The organism is Gudongella sp. QWL-04 (genome assembly GCF_058683975.1).
The window spans coordinates 1,114,972-1,139,915 of record NZ_CM178754.1 but is presented as its reverse complement, the minus strand read 5'-3'; the positions used below and the strand labels follow the sequence as shown (position 1 = coordinate 1,139,915).

Sequence of the window (24,944 nt, the reverse complement as noted above, 5' to 3'; positions counted from 1 at the left end):
AAATGGATAATGAAAGAAGTTCAGGAATATCAATCGGTGGGCAAGAGTATGAAATGCTCCTGACCACTAAGGCAACGAAGGAGATCGCCAAGAGATATGGCGGTCTTTCTAATTTGGGCGAAAAACTCATGAAAACGGAGAATTTCGAGATGGCACTGGATGAGGTTGTTTGGCTGATCACTCTGCTGGCCAATCAATCGGTGCTGGTTCACAACTTGCAGAATCCTTCAAAAAAGCGGGAGCTGCTTACTGAGGATATCGTTGAGCTTCTGACCTCTCCCTTTGAGCTCGCGGAGTATAAAAACGCCATCATGGACGCCATGTACAAAGGAACGAAGCGCCATGTTGAAAGCGAGGATGAACCCTCAAAAAACGCACAGGTCGGGTAAGCGACGATGAGTTGTTTGCCCGACTAATTTTTTATGGCGTTTCCCTCCTTCATCGCTCTGAGCAGGAAGTTTGGCTGATGCCAATCGGGCATTTGCTCGACCAGTGGGAGGTATACAAGCAGTTCAACGGACTCGCAAAGGCATCCCGTGAGTATTACATCGATGAAATTATACCAAATGGAATCTAAGGAGGTGATGGGAATATGGCGGATAACTTTGGCCTAAAAATAGGCGTTGAGGGCGAGAAAGAATTCAAAAGAGCCCTCTCTGACATTAATCAATCGTTCAAGGTGCTCGGCTCCGAAATGAAACTGGTCGAGTCTGAGTTCGGCAAAAACGAAAATAGCGTCCAGTCCCTCACCTCCAAGAATGAGGTGCTCACCAAGCAGATCGATGCCCAAAAAGATAAAATCGAAACCCTGCGTAAAGCACTTGAGAATGCCTCCTCATCGTTTGGCGAAAATGACCGCCGTACTCAGGCCTGGGCGGTTCAGCTGAATAACGCCCAAGCAGAACTCAACGGTATGGAGCGTGAGCTGAAGGGCAACGAAAAAGCTCTGGATAGCGTTGCCGATGAGTTTAACGCAGCTGAAAAACAAGCAGACCAATTTGGTGATGAGCTTGATAAAACAGGCAAAGATGCGGAGTCGGCCGGAGGAAAATTCGAAAAGCTGGGCTCCGTCGTCAAGGGTGTCGGTGCGGCTATGGGTGTGGCCTTCGCCGCTATCGGCACTGCTGCAATTGGGGCGGGCAAAGCACTCGTCGACATGACGGTAGAGGCAGCCGCTTATGCAGACGAGATGCTGACACAATCCACCGTCACCGGTATGTCCGTAGAAAGTCTTCAAGCCTACAGCTACGCCGCTGACCTTGTCGACGTTTCGATGGAGACCTTAACCGGGTCTATGGCCAAGCAGGTAAAATCTATGTCGAATGCCAGAGATGGCTCGGCAAAATTCGCTGATGCGTATGCGAAGCTTGGTATCTCCGTAGCGGACAGCAATGGCCAGCTAAGGGACAGCGAGACCGTATATTGGGAAACCATCGATGCCCTCGGTAAAATTTCAAACGAGACTGAACGCGACGCTCTTGCTATGCAGATTTTCGGTAAGAGTGCGCAGGAGCTAAATCCTCTGATTGCTCAAGGTAGCGCTGGCATCGCCGCACTAACCGAGGAAGCAAAGCGGATGGGCGCAGTTTTAAGCGAGGAAAGCATCGGAAAGCTCGGTGCGTTTGATGATTCTGTTCAGAGGCTGAAGCAAGGATCGGAAGCCGCACAGCGTGTGATGGGGACCGTACTTCTGCCACAGCTTCAAACCCTGGCCGACGACGGAGTTTCTTTGCTCGGAGACTTTACCTCCGGACTTGTTGAAGCAGGCGATGACTTTGACAAAATAAGCGAGGTTATTGGAAATACCGTGGGCGGTCTAGTGGACATGATTATGGAGAACCTCCCAAGGATCATTCAAGTTGGTATGGACATTGTTATGGCCATCGTAAGCTCAATAGTTGAGAACTTACCAACGATCGTTGATTGTGCTTCTTCTATCGTCATGACGCTGCTTCAAGGTTTAATTGAGGCGCTACCCGCTATTACGGAAGGCGCTCTGCAGCTTGTCCTTACTCTGGTGCAAGGCATCATTGACAATCTGCCTGCCATCATTGAAGCTGCGATTCAGATGATCGTCACTCTGGCTCTGGGTATTGCAGAGGCTCTCCCTGAACTGATCCCTTCCATCGTTGAGGCAATTCTCCTGATTGTTCAGGTCCTACTCGATAACATGGACAAAATCCTCGAGGCAGCCTTTGCAATTATCAAGGGATTGGCAGAGGGACTACTGAACGCGCTGCCAGAGCTGATTGCTGTGTTGCCTCAAATTATTACGAGCATCATCAATTTCATCACCAATAACCTACCCGCCATCATTTCCATGGGTATACAGCTTACCGTTCAACTTGCGGCAGGTCTTATCAAGGCCATACCACAGCTTGTTGCATCCTTACCCCAAATTATCTCAGCACTGGTCCTTGGACTGGGCAAAGCCGTAGGTGCTGTGTTTGAGATTGGCAAGAACATCGTTACCGGCCTCTGGGATGGTATCAAATCCATGGGCACTTGGATCAGTGATAAAGTCAGTGGCTTCTTTTCCGGCATTGTTGATGGAGCAAAAGACCTGCTCGGCATTCATTCACCTTCCACTGTGTTTGCAGGAATTGGTGAGAATATGGGCGCAGGTATCGGTGTCGGCTTTGACCAGATCATGACCAAGGTCTCAAGGGATATGAAAACATCTATCCCCACCGACTTTAACGTAGACACAAACTTCAACATGAAAGGTAGCGGGTCCAGCCTAGCCAGTGCAACAAAATCAATTGTCGAGCATACCGGTGTCATTGAAGTCCGTGGAATTAACAGCAAAAAAGAACTCACTGGCGTTGTTGAAATCATTATGGATCAGTTTAGGAGGGAGGCGAGAATCTGATGATACGACTGGAAACATCCACAGGCGAAATCCTGTCGAGGATTCTTAAGGAAATCTCCCCGATAGAGTATTCCTCAAACCGGCAAGTGAATCGACTTTTGGACGGGAGCTATCACGTTCAGATTGTCGGCAGCGCTCTTAAAAGCATGGAAGGCACCATCGTGTCCACCTTCAATCAGGCTGAAAAGTTAAACAGCCTGATTGACCTAGGTACCCCACTGGTGCTGATCTTTCTTGACAAGAAGTACCTTGTGTATGCTGACGATAAAATTGCCTGGAAACGCATTAACTTTGCTCACGGAAATAAGGATAAAAGCCTTGTTGAAGGCAAGCTCAGGATGATCCTTAAAGAGGAGGTGGCGCTGTGAGAAGCGTGAACTCCTTGATGGAGGAAAAGCTAAAGAGCGATCAGCAGACACCGGCCAATAAAGCTGCACCACAAATGAGCATCCAAGTTAGCCGGGCCAGGTCGACCATCATGGACTCGGATTATTGGACCGTTGAAACCATCCGGCAAAAGACCGGACTTGGGGATGTTAGCGTTGCTCCCAGACGATATAAGCCTTACGGCCGACCAAATAGAATCTATGAAATTCATGTTGATAACGGTGTGGTTGGAACATCAATCCGGGAGTACCCGGACACCTTCAAGGAGGGCTGGAAGAATCAGTTCACCTTGTGTAGTGGCTCATCCGTAGCACTTGCCTTTGATGGTAACTGGCAGCGGTATCGCGGAGTATGGCGCTTGGTGACGGATGAAAAGCCGTGGATATTTTGGGTGGACTCCTCAGGCATTTTATGGCGTCAGCTATGGGACGATGCATCCACCCTCTCTCAGCTCGATACTGGCGTCAGCTATGTACGGGCCATCCGGGCGTGGCGAAATCAATATTCTGCTGAGCTTGATCAAGGCATTGTCGTCGGTTACATCAAAACGGATGGGACCGTCTGGTACCGCAACTACTGCAGGCAAGCTGATGGCACAGTCATCTGGGAAATCGCCAGAGTGCTTCCTTCTGTTTCAGGCGCAGTACATCTAAACCTTTTTTTGACCAATGACTACCGGCTCGGATTCAGCATTGAAAAGACAAACGGAGACATCCAGTGGATTATCACCCAGCGTAACTGGTCTGGAATGGCCATCATCCCAGAGAACGTTCATGCGGCGTTATCTCTGAATGAAGTCAAGTTGATTCCGATCATTTACACCGATCTGAAGCAAACGGAGCGTGTTGATTCGAGTATCACCTTCGGCAAGGTAAACTTCTGTCCGTTTGATGTGATCATCGGCTTTGTTCCTACAATCGTCCGCGCAAAACGCGTAGATGACAATTTGATTGAAATTGAATACGACACGGACCTTTATGAGGTCCCGGACTGCCCTGAATGTTTTACCATCTCAAACAATACGATTGTGGCGGTAGCTAAATCGGGCAACAGAATACTTCGACTAACGACAGCAAACACACTGGTCAGTGTTGGCAGCTGGACGGTTACCTATAACGGCCTTGGCGGCATCAACTCTTACCACTCTGAATGCTGTAAGCCTGAGTTTGGTAGCTTTTCCGTACTTGCAACTGGTGAACCACCTTCTGTATCAGAAACCATCGAGCCGACCTTGAGTCTGACAAGCATCAGCTTCATCCAGTGTACTTTTTCAAGTGTGTACAGTAATGAAAAGGTATCCGCCGTACTGTCCATCGTCTCTGTTGATCTGATCAAAGTCGGGACAAATCCACTTTAGTCCAGGAGGGATACTATGAATTTTAACGCAAGCGTCAAGCTCCACAATAAATTTGAAGTGTATATCAAAGACATACGAACGGGCAAAGAGCGCCTAATTGGTACCGCCTATAACATGGTGCTGAGCGCAATGTGGACCCAGATCATTTCGGACAGGAGAAGTCCGTTTGACTATATCTGCTACGGCCGTGGTACTGGAGAACTATCTCCGACCAGAACGTCGCTCTTTTCTCAGATTGCCCAGGTCAGCTCCACTCGTGTGGAAGAAGTCTATTCAAGTGACTCGGGTTACATTAAGGAGAAGATCGAGCTTTCACCGAGCACAGCCGTCGGAGAGACCATAACAGAAGTTGGCATCAGAGGCTACAACCGGCTGGTAACCCACGCTCTACTCAATGACGCTGAAGGTAATCCAATCAGCTTCACAAAAACCGATACTGACGTCGTCACCATTTACGCGACCCTTTACTGCCGGATCTCGGTTACTTCACCGCTGAGCTTCAGCCAATCTCAGGTGTCTTATGGTGCGGCTTATTACATCCTTAATTCAGGCTATATCACATCGACGATCAAGGTTGGCCGAAATCCAATGCCACTTGATGCCGACTCCATCAATGCTGCTGGAATTTGCGACACAAGTGCTGCATCGAAATCTTCAAGTCGGATCGCCTATGATGTCGCGACAGCTACTGAGTCCTACAAGGTTCGCTTTGAAATTGCTGATGCGAACTTGTTCATCAAGGAAATACAAGTGGCAGAGACCGCTTCCATCGTCGTGCCGGAGAGCTCAATCATAGGTAAAGTCCTCTATGAGAACGTGCCGCTCGGGACTGGCGATAATGCGAAAACAAAGTTTTTGATTCCCAGCCCTTATATTGAGACACCACTGGTTGACGTGAAAGTTAACTCGGTCGTTGCCTCTCACACTCTTGAGAGAAAACCAAGGGTAGCGCTTTCGTGCGGCACCAATCACGGTAACGGTGGTTCAGGATTTAGTTCCTATCCCAGCGTGGTGTATCCGACCCCTTGGGGAAACAAGTGGATTGGAAATGGCGAGTACAAGGTGCAATACGGCAAGGTTCACCGGGGTTATCTAAGGCAGTATGGCTCCTTCAGTCCTTCTGTTGGGTCGATTCCAGACAAGCCACATTATAGTTCCCGGTCCTCCAGCCAGCCTATTTTCCTAAACACCGAGCCGGTCTGTGTGCTTCCGGCAAATGTCTGGATCGACTATTCAACCGATCAGGCAAAATCAATCCTCTCAAGGTTTGGGGATATCACGCCTTCTACTGGCGTCATGACATCAGATGATTTGTTCCTGATCTACTCTGATAATAGCGCAGGATATGTCAGGCTGGCCAAGAAGGCTGCTGACGGGAAGTACTACCGGGTGGGCACTTCACAAGCTGGAGCTTCCAGCAGATACACTTACCAGAATAATTTCATTACTGCTGATGGCAATCACGCTATCCTCTCAGGATACAACGGTTTAGTCATCGTTTCGATTGACACGGTGAATGAAACGATCACACAGGAAGTCTACGACTCCACTTATCAGATTGCGGTCTGCGAGTATAACGGCAAAATATATACCTTTGCAGCAGGCAACTACAAAATCTATGAGCTGGTTAGCGGCGTATTCACACTGACCTACTCTGGCACTTATGGCAATACCATGTCACTTTACGGTGGTGGTCTGGTTGGCGACGGCCTCTGCTTGATCAGCGATTCCAATATCGCCAACGCCAAATTCATCAAGCTGCTACCGGATGGTGTGGAGTACTATGCGCCACAATCACCTCTTTCTCATTCGGTGACGAGTGTGACCAACATCATCACTGACGGCAGTCCAATATTCTACTGCGGAATCGACCGTTCAGCTCGGACCTTCTATGTGGATGATTCAGAGGTATTCGTGGTGCTCGCGACCCCCCCAACAGACGCGGAGGCAGTTACCGCATCCTATAAAACTGAAGGCATCCACAAGACAGACCAATTCGTGTTGGATGTGACCTTCTCGGTCAGTTATGCGGAGGGCGTATGATTACTTGGCATTTAGGCGGCGCAGTGTCTTACCCGGAGGAACTGCTGAAATATTCGCTGCTCTTGATGGAGAATGGGTATCGAGTGCAGGCCTATGATGTGGCATTCACCTCGTTATGGAACGGTGGCCGGATACCCTTTAATCGCAGCACGGGATTTGAAGATTTTATCAGGGCTATCGAGCTTTTCAATGCACATGGGATCGGGGTTGATGCGACCTTTTCTGGCGTCGTTGAAGAGCATGAACTGATGGATTGCGAGTGCAATGCAGTACTTGATAAATTAGCGGTCAGCCCTTTGAACGGCGTAATTCTCTCTGAGCAAAAGCTCTTTGACCACATTAAGCAAAAGCATCCTGGGCTTGCGATCACCTCATCGATTACCGCTGTGATGCCAAATATTGAGGGCTGCGACTTTTATGCGGTAAGCCCGGACTTCAACACGCATCTGGAAGATCTCGCGAGCCTTGGATTTGAAAAGCTGCAAATACTGGTAAATGAAAACTGCTACCAAAACTGTGCAGAGCGCGGACAGCACTACAGACAGTTATCACTTCAAATGAAGCGCTTCGATAAATGCTACGAGGACGTCTGCATCTGCAAAGATCAATCTGGCGGCCGGTTCAAGATGAGGCTTGGTATGGAGCAAATAAATACCTTACATGAAGCGGGCATCTCCCACTTCAAGCTGCAGGGCAGACAGGACCATATTGAAAGTGAAATCGGTCCATACATCCGGGACGTAATCCTAAAAACGAAGGGAGATGAATGATATGAGTATGTGGTACGTAGGAACGGCTGTCTGCAGCGGGTGCGGCTCCGTCTTAACCATCAAGTCTATATCGGACAGCATCAACTGTTATTTGTGTGATGCACCGATTGATCTGTCGGAGCTTCCGATCGTTGAAATTGCCGACACGAAGAAAGTTGAAGTAGTCCCGGATGAAGAACCATTGCAATGAAATTCTGAGCTTATGGAGGTGAAAGCATGCAGCTGACATTCGAAAATGATGCTATAGTGGGGAACGGCACTTATCCTGATTTTATTCAGTTCCCCAAAACCGAAGGACAGCTGTTTTTTATCACTGGCGGTCTGCTCTATGGGACACCGAGTAATCGCTTTAATGGTGACTTTTCAGCTCCTGTTTGGCAGGACACGGTGTACATCAGTCCAAAAAATGATACCGGCCTTAGCAATCTGGAGCTGAAATCCCTCTCTGGGTTTGGCATAGTCGGCTGCTTTCGGACGCCCTACGCGCAGAAGCTGCTCATCCACGAGTACATGTTCGAGATGGACCGATATCTGGACTCCGGTAGCATCAAATGTTCAATGGACACCCCAATCACAACCTTTACGCTGAGCCTTGAAAACCCAATCAACGAAAACCCTGAATATGAAGGCAACGTAGCTATATCGGAAGAATCCAGCCTTCTCTCACCCGGCAGTAAGATGGTGTTCGAATTCATCATCGGCGACAGTGAGCCTTATCCAATAGGCACCTTTTATGTGGACCGGAGCAACTTTGAACTGCTCGGCGAAAGCATCAGCGTGGATGGCCGAAACATCATCGGCAAGGCACTTGGAGATCAGAGCTTTGATGAGGATAACTCCTACACCTACCAGCTCCTGCATCAAACGATCAGGGATATCCTTTATAAAGCCAACATCAGCACCGATGAAATGCTGGTGCAGAACACCTCTTTGTCGGCGGGTTATCTGTTCGATCCCAATATGAGCTTTCTTGATGGCGTTATGGAAGTTCTGAAAGCGCTGGATAACTGGCAAATTAAAGAGCTTGTTGATGGAACCGTTGTTATTGGGGCTTCAACCTTTGCTGGATTTGCAAGTAACTCAAGCTATGTTTTTCAGCGTGACAAGGAAATCTTCACTAGAAGCATCGTCAGGGATGATCAGGAAGCCTACCGGCGGGTCTGCGTTCACAACCGGGATTTCAGCATTAAGGTGTACCGGAATGTCCAGACCTACACCGGATGGAATCTCCAAGCGAACAAGACTCTTTACATCAATGTACCGGAAGGAACGTCACTCACTGATGCTGAGAGCTACGCCAACCAGATCGCAGACAGCCTGCAGTATGTTGGAAAAATCGAAAGCTTTACAGGCCCATTCAGGCCACAGCTCCTCTTAGGCGATGAGGCGATGATCGTCAACAGCGAAGGCTCCACAAGTCTTGGACTTATCACTGAGATCACTCATCGTTTTGGTAAGGACGGGTTTTATACCGACTTTACCGTGGACAGTGGCGGCAAGCTCGGCAAAGGCAGACTCAGTGACTACATTGGCAGGATTACAAAAGACCGGACCAGCAGCAGCCGCGTTTATGAATAAAACAGTGCCCTGAGGTGTTCGGGCTTTATATATCCATACATTAAGGCACTTGAGGCGTCTGCAGATAAAGCGGGCGTCTTTTTTGTACAGCAAATTTGAAGGAGGACTACTATGAAAGAATTTTGGAATTGGATACAGGCGGCAATTGCTGCAGCAGGCGGAGGTCTTGGGTACTTCCTTGGCGGCTGGGACGGATTTTTGTATGCACTGCTTGCCTTCGTTGTTATAGACTACATCACTGGTCTGATGTGCGCGGTGCTGGATAAGAAGCTGTCCAGCGAAGTCGGCTTTCGAGGCATTTTCAAGAAGGTGCTTATCTTCTCGCTCGTGGCCATTGGGCATATCGTCGACCAGCGTGTTATCGGAGAAGGCTCGGTCATCAGAACGGCGGTTATCTTTTTCTACCTATCAAACGAGGGTGTCTCCATCCTTGAGAATGCGGCGCATATCGGCTTGCCAGTGCCACAAAAGCTAAAGGATATCCTGGAACAACTGCATAACCGAGATGGCAAGGAGGTCTGATGAATGAATCTTCGAAAGTTAATTCTTATAAACAATGCCTGCTACAAGGCGGGCCGTACCATTAAACCAAAGGGCATCATGGTGCATTCTACTGGGGCGAACAACCCCTATCTGAAACGCTATGTCGGACCAGACGACGGACTTCTGGGGAAGAACCAGTACAACAATCATTGGAATCAGGACAAGCCGGATCGCAGGCAGGTCTGTGTTCATGGCTTCATCGGTAAGCTGGCTGATGGAAGCCTCGCCACCTATCAAACCCTACCGTGGAATCATAGAGGCTGGCATGCCGGAGGTGCAGCGAATGATACACATATCGGCTTTGAAATCTGCGAGGACGGTTTGACCGACATCTCGTATTTTAATGCCGTTTACAAGGAAGCCGTGGAACTATGCGTCTATCTCTGCAAACAATACGGGCTCACCGAAAAGGATATTATCTGCCATAGCGAAGGATATAAGCAAGGTATCGCCAGCAATCATGGTGATGTACTGCATTGGTTTCCTAAACACGGTCAGTCGATGGATACCTTCCGCGCCGATGTAAAATCCGGTCTTTCCTTTGCCGCTCCGGTAGAGACGACCGCACCGAAGAAATACTATCGGGTCCAACTTGGATCGTTTTCTGTTAAGGCGAATGCAGATGACATGCTCAACAAGGTCAAGGCAGCTGGCTTCTCCGATGCCTTTATTAAATACAGCGAATAACAATCAGTTTAATGCCTATCGAGAGATTCGTCTTTCGGTAGGCATTATTTTTTTTTGCTTTTTTCGTTCATTCGGCTGATTTCTGTCCTGGGACTGTTAGAGGGTGTTGATTGATATGTTCCCTCGGAAAGAGGTCGAGAGAATGAAATTAACAAAATTAGAAGCCGTTGAATCTATAAAGTATGAAGCAGAAAAGCCTACAGAGGCTTCACTTAAAAATGAGCACGATTATTTGGTGGCAGAAAAACTTACAAAAAAGCTCTTAGAAAAGGGTCTTATTAGCCAGAGTGAATTTGACAAGATCATGGCCAAAAACCGCGAAACTTTCTCTCCATTTTTAGCAGAGATTATGTCCTAAAAGACTTGATAAATAAGGCTTTTAGAGTGATGTATAGTACTGCGAGAAAGGAGGTTGAGACAATGAAACGGATAACAAAGATTGAAGCAAATGAGAAACTGCAGAAAGCACCTAAAAAACTGCGTGTTGCTGCCTATGCTCGTGTTTCAACAGATAGCCGCGAACAACTCGTCAGTTTGGATGCTCAAAGAAGTCACTATGAGACCTGCATTAAGAGCAATCCCGACTGGGAGTATGTTGGGCTTTACTATGATGAAGGTATATCAGGTACAAGCATGGCCAAGCGTGATGGGCTTATCAAAATGCTTGATGATTGTGAAGCCGGTAAGATTGACTTTATTATTATAAAATCCATCAGCCGCTTTGCAAGAAATACAACAGAGTGCCTTGAAGCGGTTAGAAAGCTTATAAAGCTAAAAGTGTTCATTTACTTTGAGAAAGAAAACATCAACACCGGCGATATGGAGAATGAACTGCTGCTTACGATTTTTAGCAGCTTGGCAGAAAGTGAGTCTATTTCCCTTTCGGAGAATGAAAAATGGTCCATCGAGAAGAGATTTCAAAACGGAACATACATTGTTGCCTCTCCGCCTTACGGGTACAAAAACGAAGATGGCTTGATGGTGATCAATGAAGATGAGGTTGATGTAGTAAGGTACATTTTTGCAGAATGTTTAGCTGGTAAAGGTGGTCATGTAATCGCTAGAGATCTTAATGATAAAGGAATCCCAACCAGGCGAAAAAGAGAATGGACCCCGGGCACAGTAAATGCGATCCTTCGAAATGAAAAGTACAAAGGTGATGTGCTTTTTCAAAAAACATTTACCGATGAGACTTTCGTTAGGCATATCAATAATGGTGAGAAGGCGCAGTACTACGTTACTGAGCATCACGAAGCGATAATCAGTGTTGAGGATTTTGAAGCGGCGCAGGCCATGATTGACCAGCGCTCCAAAGACATGAAAATCAAGCAAGGCGATGCAAAGTATCAAAACCGCTATCCCTTTTCTGGAAAAATTGTTTGCGGCGAATGTGGTGCTACATGGAAAAGGAGAACTCATAGCGAATCGAAAATAAAATATTACGCTTATGCTTGCAACACACATCTTAAGAAAAAAGACCAATGTAGCATGCAGTTTATACGCGAAAAGAGTTTTGAAGTGGCTTTTTTGAATATGATCAATAAGTTGGCATTTACTAAGAAGGTGTTGTTGCAGCCGCTACTTGCAAGTCTTAAAGCCATTAACCAGGAAGCAGCAATCGCCCGAATTAATAAGTTGGAAGCGGCTCTTGAGGCCAATTTCAACAAAAGGCAGCAGCTTATGAATTTATTTGCAAAGGAATATTTAGAACCAGCTGTTTTCAACGATCAGAATTCAGGTCTTCTTGCTGAGGCTAAAAATTTAAGTGATGAAAAAGAAGCCCTATATGCTTCGGTGAATCATGTGTACGAGCATGTTGAAGCTTTGAATAAACTCATCAAGTACGTCAACAGCTCAAGGATTTTTTCTGAATTTGATGTTGATGCATTTGAGGAGCATGTTGATTACATTATCGTTTTCAAAAGATATGAAATAGGTTTCGTATTAAAGTGTGGATTAACGCTGAGAGAAAGGTTGTGAGATTATGCCAATTCCATATGGGTACAAAATTGAGAAAGGCAAAGCTGTTATAGATGAAGCTCAAGCCGAGCAGGTTAGGATGATTTACAAAGGTTATCTTTCCGGCCTCGCCTACGTTGCTGCTGCAGAGGCCGCTGGGCTTACGCTTCTACATCCAGGTGTAAAGAAAATGCTACAAAATAAACGCTACCTTGGTGATAAATACTATCCTGCGATCATCGATCAGGAGACTTTTGATAGAGCTGAAGCAGAACGAATCAAACGTCAAAGAAGGCTTGGTAGAGTATTTGCGGATAAGCCGGTAGAGGAATGCAAGCCAGCGACAAAATTTACTATGCCGAAGGCAGGAAAGATATTCATTGACCCATTTAAGCAGGCGGAGTACATCTACAGCTTGATAGAAAGTGAGGTGGAGGTATGATCTCCTTAGCGAGTAATGTAACGGTTATTCCAGCAAAGAAAACCATCGGGACACAGAAAGCAACCGACAAAAAGCAGAAAACCAGAGTCGCAGCATACTGTCGTGTCAGTACTGACAGCGATGAGCAAGAAACCAGCTATGAAGCCCAGATCCAGCATTACACCTCATACATTGAAAGTCATCCGGATTGGGTACTAGCCGGAATTTATGCCGATGATGGCATCTCTGGAATGAATACGAAGAAGCGTGATGAGTTCCAGCGCATGATTAACGACTGCAATGACGGCAAGATAGATATGGTTATTACCAAGTCCATCAGCCGGTTTGCAAGGAATACGGTGGATTGCCTGAATTACACCAGAGCCCTTAAGAATAAGAACATTGGCGTCTATTTCGAGAAAGAAAATATTAATACGCTCGATACTAAGGGTGAAGTGCTCATGACAATTATGGCTTCTCTTGCACAGCAAGAAAGTGAGTCATTGTCGGCCAACGTTCGTCTGGGCTTGCAGTTCCGATACCAACAAGGAAAAGTTCAGGTCAATCACAACTGGTTCTTGGGATATACCAAAGATGCAGACGGTCACCTCATCATTGATCCAGAGCAAGCCGAAGTCGTGAAGCGCATTTATAGAGAGTACCTTTCCGGTAAGAGCTTCTTACAGATAAAAAGGTCTCTTGAGGCCGAAGGTATTCTAAACGGTGCGGGTAATGAAAAATGGCATGAAAGTAATATAAAGCAGATACTTACAAACGAGAAGTACATTGGAGACGCTTTACTTCAGAAAACTTATACGGTGGATATCCTTGAAAAGAAGCGTGAAGCTAATAAAGGTCAGGTTCCTAAGTATTATGTAGAGGACAGCCATGAAGCTATTATTCCAAAGGATATCTTCCTAAAGGTACAGGAGGAAATCGCAAGACGCGCAAATCTTACTAAAGGCACCACAAAGCGCAAACGAATCTATAGTGGCCGTTACGCTTTATCTGGAATAGTATTCTGCGCGCACTGCGGCGACATCTTCCGCAGAATTAAATGGAACAATCGTGGGTGTAAATCCACAGTTTGGCGCTGCGTCAGTAGGGTTGAAAAAGATGGTCCTGATTGCCCGGCAAGAACTGTTCACGAGGGACTGCTCCATGATGTAGTTATAAAGGCCATAAACGAAGCGTTCCGTGAAAAGGAAGCAATCCTGCCGCTTTTGCGAGAGAATATCGAGAATAGCCTTGAGGAAGTCACCTCAAATCAGATTACAGCGATTGATGAACAAATGAAGTCAATGCAGCAGGAACTAATGGCAACTGTTAATTCAAAGAATACCGGGGATGAGCTTGGTCTGGAGATTAGGAGGCTGCGCGATGAGAAGCAGGCCCTTCAAAATGAGCAGGCATCCCGACAGGATCTGAAAAAGCGAATTGATGAGTTGATGCGTTTTCTTAACGACCTGCCTTGTGAGCTGATTGATTATGAAGAAGATTATGTGAGGACTCTCCTGGAAAAGATAACGGTTTACGACGACCACATTATAGTTGAATTTAAGTCCGGAATTGAAATACAAATAGACAAAGAGATATAGAATATTGAGCCGCCGCCAATAGAGGGAACCAACACCCTTTGGCGGTTTTTCCACTTTTAAATGTTGATTATATCAATTCGTTATGTTATAATAATCGCTGACACAAATAAGAGTTTAGGAGGAACCGAAACTATGACAGCATCAATGCGTTTAAGATAAGCTGGCAATAAAAAAGGCAGAATCTATCCCGATGATAGGCTTTTTTGTTGTGCTTATTTATACGATATTGAGCATTCATTAGTTAAGGTGAGATTTAAACTATTTTACTATAGTTTTATTTAACTATGTCTTTTTAAAGAATGTTTCCATATTGTATGTTATGCAGACCAAAGCCACATTGTGGATTATGGCCTGCATTTTTTATTGCCTAGAATACTATTTAAAATAGAAATTCAAGCAAAAATAATATGCAGGAGATAATAAAGATGGAAAAATATATAAATTGGAAACTTAAGTTTTATACTATATGGGCAGGGCAGGCGGTTTCTTTAATCACTAGTGCCATCCTGCAAATGGCGATTATTTTTTACCTTACAGAAAAAACAGGATCTGCAATGGTCTTGTCTATGGCTTCACTAGTAGGTTTTTTACCCTATGCGGTCTTTGGACCAGCCATTGGTGTATTAGTGGATCGTCATGACAGGAAAAAGATAATGATAGGTGCTGATTTAATTATCGCAGCAGCTGGGGCAATGCTAGCTATTGTAGCATTGTATATGGAATTACCTGTATGGATGGTTATGGTAGTATTATTTATCCGCAGCATTGGAACGGCTTTTCATTCTCCAGCTCTCAATGCGGTTACGCCACTTTTAGTACCAGAAGAACAGCTTACGAAATGCGCAGGTTATAGTCAGTCTTTGCAGTCAATAAGCTATATTATTAGTCCGGCGGCTGCAGCATTGTTATACTCCGTTTGGGAATTGAATGCAATTATTGCCATCGATGTATTGGGCGCCGTGATTGCATCTATTACGGTAGCAATTGTAAGTATTCCCAAGCTGGACGATCCAGTGAAAAATTTGAAACCAAATTTCATAAGAGAAATGAAAGAAGGAATTGTCGAATTGAGACAAAACAAAGGCTTATTTGCCTTATTACTCTTAGGAACGCTATATACGTTTGTGTATATGCCAATTAATGCACTATTTCCTTTAATTAGCATGGAATACTTTAATGGAACACCTGTGCATATTTCCATTACCGAAATCGCTTTTGCATCTGGAATGCTAGTAGGCGGTCTACTATTAGGAAGGTTGGGGAACTTTGAAAAGCGTGTATTACTAATAACAGGTTCATTCTTTATAATGGGAGCCAGTTTAGCCGTTTCAGGATTACTTCCTCCAAGTGGATTTGTTATATTTGTAGCTTGCTGTGCAGTAATGGGGCTTTCGGTGCCATTTTATAGCGGTGTGCAAACAGCTCTTTTTCAGGAGAAGATTAAGCCTGAATATTTAGGACGTGTATTTTCTTTGACCGGAAGTATTATGTCATTTGCTATGCCAATTGGATTAATTCTTTCTGGATTCTTTGCTGATAGAATTGGTGTAAATCATTGGTTTTTACTATCAGGTATTTTAATTATTGGCATTGCTATAGTGTGCCCCATGATAACAGAGGTTAGAAAATTAGATTTAAAATAAAATAATATTGGAGGGATATTTATGTATCTTATTTTCATGTAATTCTTCCTGCTAAAATCGCAGGGTTTTCCCTGCGTACAAGCAAATGAAAGCATGCGATTATAGACAGGAGGAAATAAGATGGAATTGATATTAAAAGCTAAAGACATTCGTGTGGAATTCACAGGGCGAGATGTTTTAGATATAGATGAATTAGAAGTATATGATTATGACCGTATTGGTTTAGTAGGAGCAAATGGTGCAGGGAAAAGCACTTTACTCAGGGTGCTTTTAGGGGAATTAACTCCAGCAGGATGTAAAATGAATCGTCTGGGTGAACTTGCTTATATCCCTCAGTTGGACGAAGTAAGTTTGCAGGAGGAAAAAGATTTTGCACTTGTAGGCAAGCTGGGTGTTGAGCAATTAGATATACAGACCATGAGCGGTGGTGAAGAAACAAGACTTAAAATAGCACAGGCTTTATCAGCACAAGTACATGGTATTTTAGCCGATGAACCTACCAGTCATTTAGACCGTGAAGGAATTGATTTTCTAATTGGACAGCTAAAATATTTTACAGGTGCACTGTTAGTTATTAGCCATGACCGATATTTTCTTGATGAGGTAGTAGATAAAATATGGGAACTGAAAGATGGAAAAATCACTGAGTATTGGGGAAACTATTCTGATTTTCTTCGCCAGAAAGAGGAAGAACGCAAGAGCCAGGCAGCAGAATACGAACAATTTGTTGCGGAACGTGGCCGATTGGAAAGGGCTGCGGAGGAAAAGCGAAAACAGGCTCGTAAAATAGAACAGAAGGCAAAAGGTGCTTCAAAAAAACAAAACACTGAAGGCGGAGGACGTTTAGCTCATCAAAAATCAATAGGAAGTAAGGAAAAAAAGTTGCATAATGCCGCTAAATCCCTAGACCATAGGATTGCGGCCTTAGGAAATGTAGAAGCTCCAGAAGACATTCGCAGGATTCGTTTCAGGCAAAGTGATGCATTGGCACTCTACAATCCATATCCTATTGTCGGTACGGAAATTACTAAAATATTTGGGGATAAGATACTGTTTGAAAAAGCATCTTTTCATATTCCCCTAGGAGCAAAAGTGGCGCTAACTGGTGGCAATGGAACAGGAAAAACAACTTTAATCCAAATGATGTTAAACCATGAAGATGGAATTTCTATTTCACCTAAGGCAAAAATAGGTTACTTTGCACAAAATAGTTACAAGTACAACGGTAATCAGAAAGTCCTAGAGTTTATGCAGGAGGATTGTGATTACAATGTTTCAGAAATTCGTTCAGTTCTAGCATCAATGGGGCTTAAACAAAACGATATTGGAAAAAGCTTATCTGCTTTAAGCGGCGGAGAAATTATTAAATTGTTGCTGGCTAAAATGCTTATGGGTAGATATAACATCCTGCTAATGGATGAACCGAGCAACTTCCTTGACATACCAAGCTTAGAGGCTTTGGAAATATTAATGAAGGAGTATGCTGGAACTATAGTGTTTATCACACATGACAAACGGCTACTCGATAATGTGGCTGATGTGGTTTATGAAATTAGCGATAAGAAAATAAATCTGAAACATTAAATTTAAGGTAGTCGCCGGTCAATGTAGTCTATACTGGCTGGCGGCTTCGTTGTTAAAGTAAAAAGACTTTTTTTCTTTGGCAAACATTACATTAATGAATATTAAAATAATTTAAATAAGGGAGGTTGGTTATAGGTGGTTGATAATAACACAGTCATGAAATCTGGGAGATGTATAGAATGTGGAGCTAAAGAGACCGATGGTTTTTCATGCCATGAGCTATTCGGGTTCCCTCTTGTATGGGAGCATAATGATCCAAAGCTATATGAGTTACATTTTTGGCTTGTTTCGTGCTATATGATCCAGCATCCTTCGAATTTTACTGAAGAAGGATATACAAATTTAGTAAATCTTTTTATTAACGCTTTTGATAATGATTGGGATACACCATATATTCTTAAGAAAAATCGAGAAATAGTAAAGTCATTAAGCAAAATAACAAACCCTTTACCAAGCAACGCAAGAAAGCGTGAACTAAGACTTTGGCCTATGACAATTGAAGATATATATTTAGGTCGGGAGCAAAATGCAATCGTTAATATTAATAAATGGAAAGAGCAAATAAGAAACGAATTAAGGTAATGAAGTAATTAAAGATTAAAGGAGCTAATATTTTATGATAGGACCAGATAAGAAAAAACTTTATCCAAATGAAAATATAAAGACGGTTTGTTTTATAAGCAATCTACCTAAAAGACCCAATGTGGAGATTGGGGAAAATACCTATTATAGCGATAATAAAAAAACACCGGAGAAATTTTATGATAATATAGAGCACCATTACGAATTTCTAGGGGATAAACTTATAATAGGAAAGTTCTGTGCAATTGCAGAGGGTGTTAAGTTTATTATGAATGGTGCAAATCATAGAATGGATGGAATTACAACCTATCCCTTTAATATCTTTGGCCATGGATGGGAAAAGGTGACTCCTACAATTGAGCAACTTCCTTTTAAGGGAGATACAGTGATTGGAAATGATGTATGGATAGGTCAAAATGTTACCATTATGCCGGGTATTAAAATTGGTGATGGTGCGATTATTGCCGCTAATTCAACAGTAGTGAAAAGTGTTGAGCCATATACAATATATGGTGGGAATCCAGCTAAGTTTATCAAAAAACGCTTTAGTGACGAAAAGATTGAATTCTTGCTAAAGCTACAATGGTGGAACTGGAGCGAAGAGGAAATATTTAATAATCTTGAAATGTTAACATCCAAAGCAGGGTTAGAGCAATTCATGAAAAATTCCTAGACTTGGGGCCTTTCTACCACGGCACAAAAGGGAACTTAAATCTAGGGGGTGCTGGAACCTCGATTTAGCTCTAATTATTGCGAGCTAAAGAAGGCAAGCTTCATCTTTAGCTTTGATTGGAACAATAGACATTATATTAAGGAGAAATAGCTTTGAGATTTATCACTTATAGATTTAATTCGAACGGAGGGATTACATGGTAAGTAAAACTGATGCCATTGAGATAATAACATACGCTGAAGAAAATGGAATTAACATATGGATTGATGGCGGTTGGGGAGTAGATGCACTATTAGAAGAAGAAACAAGAGCACACAATGATATTGATTTATTTGTGGAAGAAAGTAATAGTAAAAAGTTTATTGAAATAATAAAAGAAAAAGGCTTTGCGGAAGTTACAGAAGCATATACCACCACATCTCACACGGTTTGGAAGGATACTAAAGGTAGGGTAATTGATCTTCATATATTTAATTTCAACGAAAAAGGATACATTGTTTTTGAAGGAGAAGCATATCCACCAAAAGTGTTTAGTGGCATTGGGAAAATAGGCGATAAAATGGTTAGATGTATTGATGCTGAAAATCAAGTATTATTTCATCTGGGCTATGAGTATGATGAAAATGATATGCATGATGTAAAACTATTGTGCGAGAGATTTAATATTCCTGTTCCGAGTGAATACAAGTAACTGACAAATTCCAATTTGTCTATCAATAGTGCAATAAATAAAATTTAGAGGAGGAATAGATATGGCACGTTCAATTAGAGATTCCCTTTCGGGATTTGGAAGTGAACTGTTGGAACGAATAAGAGAAGATAGCAATGCATGGCTAGATGAAGCTGCCTTTGAAGAAAGAGTCATTGGGATTGAAAAGGCAACTGCGGCTCTGAAGGAAGCCAAAGTTGAAGATGAGAAAATCATTTACCTTTTGCAAAAATATTGGGATTTACGCCTTAGCGAGGCAAAGGGATTTTTGCAGCAAGAAAGACACACTGAAGAAAAGTAAAGGATTCCTGTGGTAAACATCCCAAAGATAAATTCAGTTTAACGATACTAATTACATGAAAGGGAATCGACAATACTGTGCACAGATTGTCGGACGGGTAAATGCATCCCCTGATAATATTGATGATGAAAGGAGGTTGTTTGATGGATTCTTTAAGAAGTATGAATAATGCATTGGAGTATATTGAAGAGCACTTAACAGAGGAGATTGATTATAGTGAAGTATCTAAAATCGCATATTGTTCGGAGTATCATTTCAAGCGAATGTTTTCTTTTTTAGCAGGAATAAGTTTATCAGAATATATTCGGAGAAGAAGACTGACGTTGGCTGCACTTGATTTGAAAGATAGGGATTTGAGAATAATTGATGTAGCCGTCAAATATGGCTATAATTCGGCTGATTCATTTTCCCGTGCTTTTCATTCTCTGCATGGCTTTCTCCCTTCTGAGGCAAGGTGTGAGAATACACAATTAAAAGCTTATCCTCGAATGACCTTTCAATTATCAATTAAAGGAGGATGCGAAATGAACTATCGTATTGTTGAGAAAGGACCTTTTAAGTTAGTAGGATTTAAGAAGAGAGTTCCAATTATTTTTAAAGGTGTCAATCCAGAGATTGCAAAAATGACTGAACTTTTAACCATTGATGTTATTAATCAATTAAAAGCAATTTCAAATGTAGAACCTACAGGTATTATTAGTGCTTCCACTAATTTTTCAGAAGGTAGAATGGAAGAGAAAGGAGAATTAGATCATTACATCGGGGTAGCAACATCAAGTAATGAAACTGCAGATTTTGATGTATTAAAAATTGATGCTAGTACCTGGGCTGTATTTGAATCGATTGGACCATTTCCGGAAACACTTCAAAATGTGTGGGGTAGGATATACTCAGAGTGGTTTCCATCTTCAGGATACGAGGCGGTTGAAGGTCCTGAAATTTTATGGAATGAGAGTCCAGACACTGGAAATCCAAAGTATCGAAGCGAAATCTGGATTCCAGTAAAGAAAAAAGACTATTAATGACATCAATGTTTATGATTGAGGGCGCTCTAGTAAGAGTGCCCTTTTCGTAAATGGTGCGATTGGTGGATATGTTCCCGTCTACTGACAGTGCCAAAAACGTAGTGGATATGTTTTCGAGAACGGGCAACTTCAAATGACATTCATTCTGTCCTCTCGAGCCACGTTGAGTGCGTGATTCTGATGCAGCGTAGTGGTTTGAAAGACAAAAAGTAGGGTTTGACCACTACATGTAGTGGTTTAGAGGTAAAAAATGAGCAAAAAAGGGGGTTAAAAATGCATGATTTTAGCCCCCTTTTTCAGCGAAAAATACTGATGCAGAAGGTGATTTTTCAGATATAGCTCTCAAAATGATGCAAAGTCATTTTATGACAAAAGGAATTATAAAATAAAATAACTATAGAAAAACAGACAATATTTGAAAGCAATTTGGTGTTAGATTTAAATAGGGAATTGAAGTTAAAGTATAAAACATTACTTGTAATCAGACCGTCAATCTGGAGATAAACTTTCTTAGTTGGCGGTTTTTATAATCTTAAATATTGTTACATTTTTTTAAAGAAATCATCATTGACAATTTGGTTTATTCGGTATAGACTCATAATATAAAGTCGATGTTGAATAGACCAAGGAGGTTTATCATGGAGTATTATACACTCGCAGAAACTGAAGAAAAATTTGCAGAATTAATCTGGCAGAATGAGCCGATTGGTTCCGGCGACCTTGTCAAGCTAAGTGAAAAAGAAATGAACTGGAAAAAGTCCACAACATATACAGTACTTAAAAAGTTATGCAAAAAGGGTATTTTTCAAAATGAAAACACTATAGTTTCTTCTCAAATTTCAAAGGATGAATATTATGCAAAGCAAAGTATACGTTTTGTCGAGGATACCTTTGGAGGGTCTTTGCCGAAATTTCTAACGGCTTTTATTAGTGGTAAAAAATTAAGTAATAATCAAGCCGAAGAGTTGAAAAGATTGATTGATGAGCACAAGGAGGTGTAGCAATGAGTGAATTATTTCTTACTGTTTTAAATATGAGCCTTACGGCAAGTTACGTAATCCTATTTGTAATACTAATCAGGCTACTACTTAAAAAAGCTCCAAAAATCATATCTTATGCCTTATGGGGTGTGGTTGCTTTTCGTCTGATAATTCCATTCTCTTTTGAAAGCATGTTTAGTCTTATGCCACGGAATACAAATACTGTTCCGATTCCCCATGATATCATCTATCAGCAAAGTCCACAGATTAACAGTGGGATAGCAGTAGTTGACTCATTTGTAAGTCAATCACTTCCCGCACCGACTGCTGGAGCAAGTGTAAATCCACTTCAGATATACGTGGGAATAGGAGCATACATCTGGGTTTTAGGTATAATAGCATTGCTTGTTTATAGCCTTGTATCTATTTTAATCTTAAAAAGACACCTTAAAAGCGCGCAATTAATAGAACAGAATATCTTCGAAGCTAAGAATTTGAAAACGCCATTTGTTCTTGGATTAATAAAACCCAAGATATATTTACCGGTTGGACTTAATGCTTCCGAAAGAAGTTATATTTTGCTACATGAACAAACCCATATCCATCGAAAGGATCACATCATTAAGATATTAGCTTTCTTGGTATTGTCCATACATTGGTTTAATCCTCTTGCGTGGATCGCGTTCATGCTAATGAATACGGATATGGAGCTTTCCTGTGATGAAAGAGTGCTTAAAGAAATGAACGAGGATATTAAAAAACCTTATGCCAATTCATTATTGTCCCTTGCTACTGAAAGACATATTTTAAATGGTAGCCCTCTTGCTTTTGGTGAAGGAAATGTAAGAGGGAGGATTAAGAATGTGCTAAATTATAAAAATCCAAGGTTTTGGATTGTTGTTGTATCAATTATAGCTGTAATTATTGTAGGAATTGCATTACTCGCAAACCCCTTAGGTGAGGAGGCAATATTTAATAATGTTCTGAATAGTGATAATTATAAAATTTATGAAATTCAGAAACCAATTACATTCACTGCATATATAGAACCAACTTGGATTCCGAAAAATGAAAATGAGGTAATAGATTTAAATAAAGAGATAGGCAAAGTAGGTCAGGTAGGGATTTTATTAGAGAATGTTACGCATCGTGGAAATGATATTTATTTCAATTTTGATGCAAAGCAATTTATTAATTATGATAGTGGTGAATTTTTATATCATGGTACCTTTAATGAAGGTGGTACTGTAACATCCTATAATCCGTCAAATGCATTTAATATATATGATAATAAAAATAATAAAATAGATGTTGTAGGACAGAGAGGATTTGGTCCTATTTCAAAATTTTCTTTTGGAATTGATATTGAAAATTTAGATGTTATTAAAGATGGATTTACCCTTAAATTTAATGGTGGAATATTATATGGGTATTCAAATTTAAAGTCTATAGGTTCTAATGGTACGATTGATGAGGGTGTAATTATTGTAAATGATATCTTGTATAGACAAAGTGGTGAAAGAATAAATGAGCTTCCTTCCGATGCCGTCGAAATAGGTATGTTAGAAAGCATATTGCATAACAGAAATGAAATTCCAGAACATAATTTTCAAGGTGCTATGTTAGATGAAAAGTATGCAGGTAATCTTTTGTATCAAATCAAGCATCAGGATGATGAATTGTATCTTGAAGATTTATCGGGTTACTATATTGTATTTATTAATACTGAGGTGTCTCAAAGCTTATCCGATAGAAGGCCAATGGTTATGGTCAATGGTATGTTATATCTAGATACTGGGAAACATGTGCCGGTTGAAATTAATGATAGTGCAATTGTTGGAGAAATCAGTTCTTCAGTTGACCAGTCTGAAAAACCAACTGAAGAAGGTCAAACAAACTTTGGTTCAATAGGTTCAAAATATGCATACTATGAGGAGAATATTGTTATTTTAATTAATAAAAAATGGATGTTATTTGAAAGAGATAATAATATATATCAATTAAACTTTTCAGAAGTAGATTATACGAGAATTGAAGAATTGCAGCTTAATATTATTAATATTATTGAAGAAAAAATTATTGATAAAAACCTTAGTGCATTTATCTTTACGGATAATGAAAATAGTGAATTTAAAGGCGGAATTAATTTGAATGGTAAATCCTATTATATAGGTCAGGTCTCTATTGAGAACACACCAGAAGATTTCATGGGAATTGAAGAGATGCAGGTATTTGGAAAAAAGGCTGTAAAGATTTATGGAATATTGGGTGCCAATTATGCACAGGCATTTTATTGGCTTGTTGGGGAAAAACCGGAAGAGGCGATTATTCAGATAGATGGAAGCACAATTGAAATTGATTTGGACAGCGATGGTAAGAACGAAGTTGTAGCAACAACAGGCACAATTCCTGAAACAAGAATATACATGCTCAAAGAAGGGAAAATAGTTGTTTCTGATATCAATAAATCAATCGGTGCAAAATCGGTAACTTTGCAAGATAAAGATAAAAAGTTATTTGAAGTGTACTTTGAGCCAAACAAGCCAGAACAATATGTGTTCAATAAGGATTCTTTTATAAGAAGGTAGGCAAATAAAAGTATGAAACAGGACTGAGTTCAAGAGGGCTATTATGAAAAAATTTAAAGTTGTGTCTATCATATTTTGGGTATTTTCAGTTCTGCTATCAAATGTTATGTGTGCAACTGTTGCTTATAACTATTGCCACATGGTTTACGGCATTAAATATGAAGGTTTTAGTGCCCCAGCAAATGTAGCATTTGTAATAACTATTCCATATTTAATTGGCATCATTATCTGTGCTGGGTTGGCGATTACTTTTCAAAAGAAATCGAGGAAAGAGGGATAATAAATTTTGAAGAAGAAGGTAATAAAAATTGTCATTATTATTATAATCTTAATTTTGCTGGTTCCAATTCCACTGCGCTTTAAGGATGGAGGAACTGTTAAATATCAAGCAATCTTGTATAGTATAACAGATTATCATGTGCTCACAGGAGTAGATGGTTACGATACAGGAATTGAAATAAAGATTCTTGGTATAACAGTATATGAAAATACGACATTCGAACAGTAATTCCAATTTATCGTTGACTGCATCTATCAAACAAGCGCATTTTGTCGACTGCATCTATCGAACAGGCAAAAAATGCGGACTGTATCTACCGAACCGATAGGTAGAAAATTTGTGGTTGTTGTAATTAAAAAAATCT

General features: G+C 41.7%; 24 protein-coding genes. All 24 read left to right on the top strand.

Features of this window, described 5'->3' with window-relative positions; genetic code table 11:
• Window positions 1-2 precede the first annotated feature (2 nt).
• On the top strand, window positions 3-389 hold the full coding sequence (locus AC4PHB_RS05825) for a hypothetical protein (protein WP_492137668.1): 387 nt from the start codon (window positions 3-5) through the stop codon (window positions 387-389).
• Window positions 390-592: 203 nt separating this feature from the next.
• The gene (locus AC4PHB_RS05820; protein ID WP_492137667.1) at window positions 593-2,872 is read left to right on the top strand and encodes a phage tail protein; all 2,280 of its coding nucleotides are present in this window, start codon (window positions 593-595) and stop codon (window positions 2,870-2,872) included.
• A complete protein-coding gene (locus tag AC4PHB_RS05815; protein ID WP_492137666.1) occupies window positions 2,872-3,240 on the top strand; it encodes a hypothetical protein in 369 nt (122 codons plus the stop codon). The genes AC4PHB_RS05820 and AC4PHB_RS05815 overlap by 1 nt, the downstream gene beginning before the upstream one ends.
• Complete coding sequence (locus AC4PHB_RS05810) at window positions 3,237-4,616, top strand: hypothetical protein (protein ID WP_492137665.1); 1,380 nt, start codon at window positions 3,237-3,239, stop codon at window positions 4,614-4,616. The genes AC4PHB_RS05815 and AC4PHB_RS05810 overlap by 4 nt, the downstream gene beginning before the upstream one ends.
• A 15-nt stretch (window positions 4,617-4,631) precedes the next feature.
• A complete protein-coding gene (locus tag AC4PHB_RS05805; RefSeq protein ID WP_492137664.1) occupies window positions 4,632-6,659 on the top strand; it encodes a hypothetical protein in 2,028 nt (675 codons plus the stop codon).
• 65 nt (window positions 6,660-6,724) lie between these two features.
• Complete coding sequence (locus tag AC4PHB_RS05800; RefSeq protein ID WP_492137663.1) at window positions 6,725-7,429, top strand: hypothetical protein; 705 nt, start codon at window positions 6,725-6,727, stop codon at window positions 7,427-7,429.
• Window position 7,430: 1 nt separating this feature from the next.
• Complete coding sequence (locus AC4PHB_RS05795) at window positions 7,431-7,619, top strand: hypothetical protein (protein ID WP_492137662.1); 189 nt, start codon at window positions 7,431-7,433, stop codon at window positions 7,617-7,619.
• Window positions 7,620-7,645: 26 nt separating this feature from the next.
• A complete protein-coding gene (locus AC4PHB_RS05790; RefSeq protein ID WP_492137661.1) occupies window positions 7,646-9,007 on the top strand; it encodes a hypothetical protein in 1,362 nt (453 codons plus the stop codon).
• A 111-nt stretch (window positions 9,008-9,118) separates the two neighbouring features.
• On the top strand, window positions 9,119-9,529 hold the full coding sequence (locus tag AC4PHB_RS05785) for a phage holin family protein (RefSeq protein WP_492137660.1): 411 nt from the start codon (window positions 9,119-9,121) through the stop codon (window positions 9,527-9,529).
• Window positions 9,530-9,532: 3 nt separating this feature from the next.
• Window positions 9,533-10,237, top strand: a complete 705-nt coding sequence (locus tag AC4PHB_RS05780; protein ID WP_492137659.1) for an N-acetylmuramoyl-L-alanine amidase — start codon at window positions 9,533-9,535, stop codon at window positions 10,235-10,237.
• Window positions 10,238-10,379: 142 nt separating this feature from the next.
• Window positions 10,380-10,595, top strand: a complete 216-nt coding sequence (locus AC4PHB_RS05775) for an SHOCT domain-containing protein (RefSeq protein WP_492137658.1) — start codon at window positions 10,380-10,382, stop codon at window positions 10,593-10,595.
• A gap of 62 nt (window positions 10,596-10,657) precedes the next feature.
• A complete protein-coding gene (locus tag AC4PHB_RS05770) occupies window positions 10,658-12,217 on the top strand; it encodes a recombinase family protein (protein ID WP_492137657.1) in 1,560 nt (519 codons plus the stop codon).
• Between the two features lie 4 nt (window positions 12,218-12,221).
• Window positions 12,222-12,638, top strand: a complete 417-nt coding sequence (locus AC4PHB_RS05765; RefSeq protein ID WP_492137656.1) for a recombinase family protein — start codon at window positions 12,222-12,224, stop codon at window positions 12,636-12,638.
• Window positions 12,635-14,215 (top strand): recombinase family protein, encoded by a 1,581-nt coding sequence (locus AC4PHB_RS05760; protein WP_492017525.1) that lies wholly within the window; start codon window positions 12,635-12,637, stop codon window positions 14,213-14,215. Before AC4PHB_RS05765 ends, AC4PHB_RS05760 begins: the two co-directional genes overlap by 4 nt.
• Window positions 14,216-14,640: 425 nt before the next feature.
• Window positions 14,641-15,858, top strand: coding sequence for a macrolide efflux MFS transporter Mef(A) (mef(A), locus tag AC4PHB_RS05755; protein WP_091232347.1), 1,218 nt, complete (start codon window positions 14,641-14,643; stop codon window positions 15,856-15,858).
• Window positions 15,859-15,978: 120 nt separating this feature from the next.
• Window positions 15,979-17,442: an ABC-F type ribosomal protection protein Msr(D) gene (msr(D), locus tag AC4PHB_RS05750; RefSeq protein ID WP_073285213.1), complete on the top strand. Its 1,464-nt coding sequence runs from the start codon at window positions 15,979-15,981 to the stop codon at window positions 17,440-17,442.
• Between the two features lie 135 nt (window positions 17,443-17,577).
• Complete coding sequence (locus AC4PHB_RS05745; RefSeq protein ID WP_123779057.1) at window positions 17,578-18,024, top strand: DUF5946 family protein; 447 nt, start codon at window positions 17,578-17,580, stop codon at window positions 18,022-18,024.
• A 34-nt stretch (window positions 18,025-18,058) separates the two neighbouring features.
• Window positions 18,059-18,697 (top strand): Vat family streptogramin A O-acetyltransferase, encoded by a 639-nt coding sequence (locus AC4PHB_RS05740; RefSeq protein ID WP_123779058.1) that lies wholly within the window; start codon window positions 18,059-18,061, stop codon window positions 18,695-18,697.
• 196 nt (window positions 18,698-18,893) lie between these two features.
• The gene (locus AC4PHB_RS05735; protein WP_123779059.1) at window positions 18,894-19,388 is read left to right on the top strand and encodes a nucleotidyltransferase domain-containing protein; all 495 of its coding nucleotides are present in this window, start codon (window positions 18,894-18,896) and stop codon (window positions 19,386-19,388) included.
• Between the two features lie 61 nt (window positions 19,389-19,449).
• Complete coding sequence (locus AC4PHB_RS05730; protein ID WP_052514478.1) at window positions 19,450-19,707, top strand: hypothetical protein; 258 nt, start codon at window positions 19,450-19,452, stop codon at window positions 19,705-19,707.
• A gap of 143 nt (window positions 19,708-19,850) precedes the next feature.
• A complete protein-coding gene (locus AC4PHB_RS05725) occupies window positions 19,851-20,729 on the top strand; it encodes an AraC family transcriptional regulator (RefSeq protein WP_492137655.1) in 879 nt (292 codons plus the stop codon).
• 641 nt (window positions 20,730-21,370) lie between these two features.
• Window positions 21,371-21,733 carry a BlaI/MecI/CopY family transcriptional regulator gene (locus AC4PHB_RS05720; protein WP_492137654.1) on the top strand — a complete coding sequence of 121 codons (363 nt, stop codon included), beginning with the start codon at window positions 21,371-21,373 and terminating at the stop codon, window positions 21,731-21,733.
• A gap of 2 nt (window positions 21,734-21,735) precedes the next feature.
• Complete coding sequence (locus tag AC4PHB_RS05715) at window positions 21,736-24,300, top strand: M56 family metallopeptidase (RefSeq protein WP_492137653.1); 2,565 nt, start codon at window positions 21,736-21,738, stop codon at window positions 24,298-24,300.
• A 43-nt stretch (window positions 24,301-24,343) separates the two neighbouring features.
• Window positions 24,344-24,580, top strand: coding sequence for a hypothetical protein (locus AC4PHB_RS05710; protein WP_492137652.1), 237 nt, complete (start codon window positions 24,344-24,346; stop codon window positions 24,578-24,580).
• Window positions 24,581-24,944: the final 364 nt, after the last annotated feature.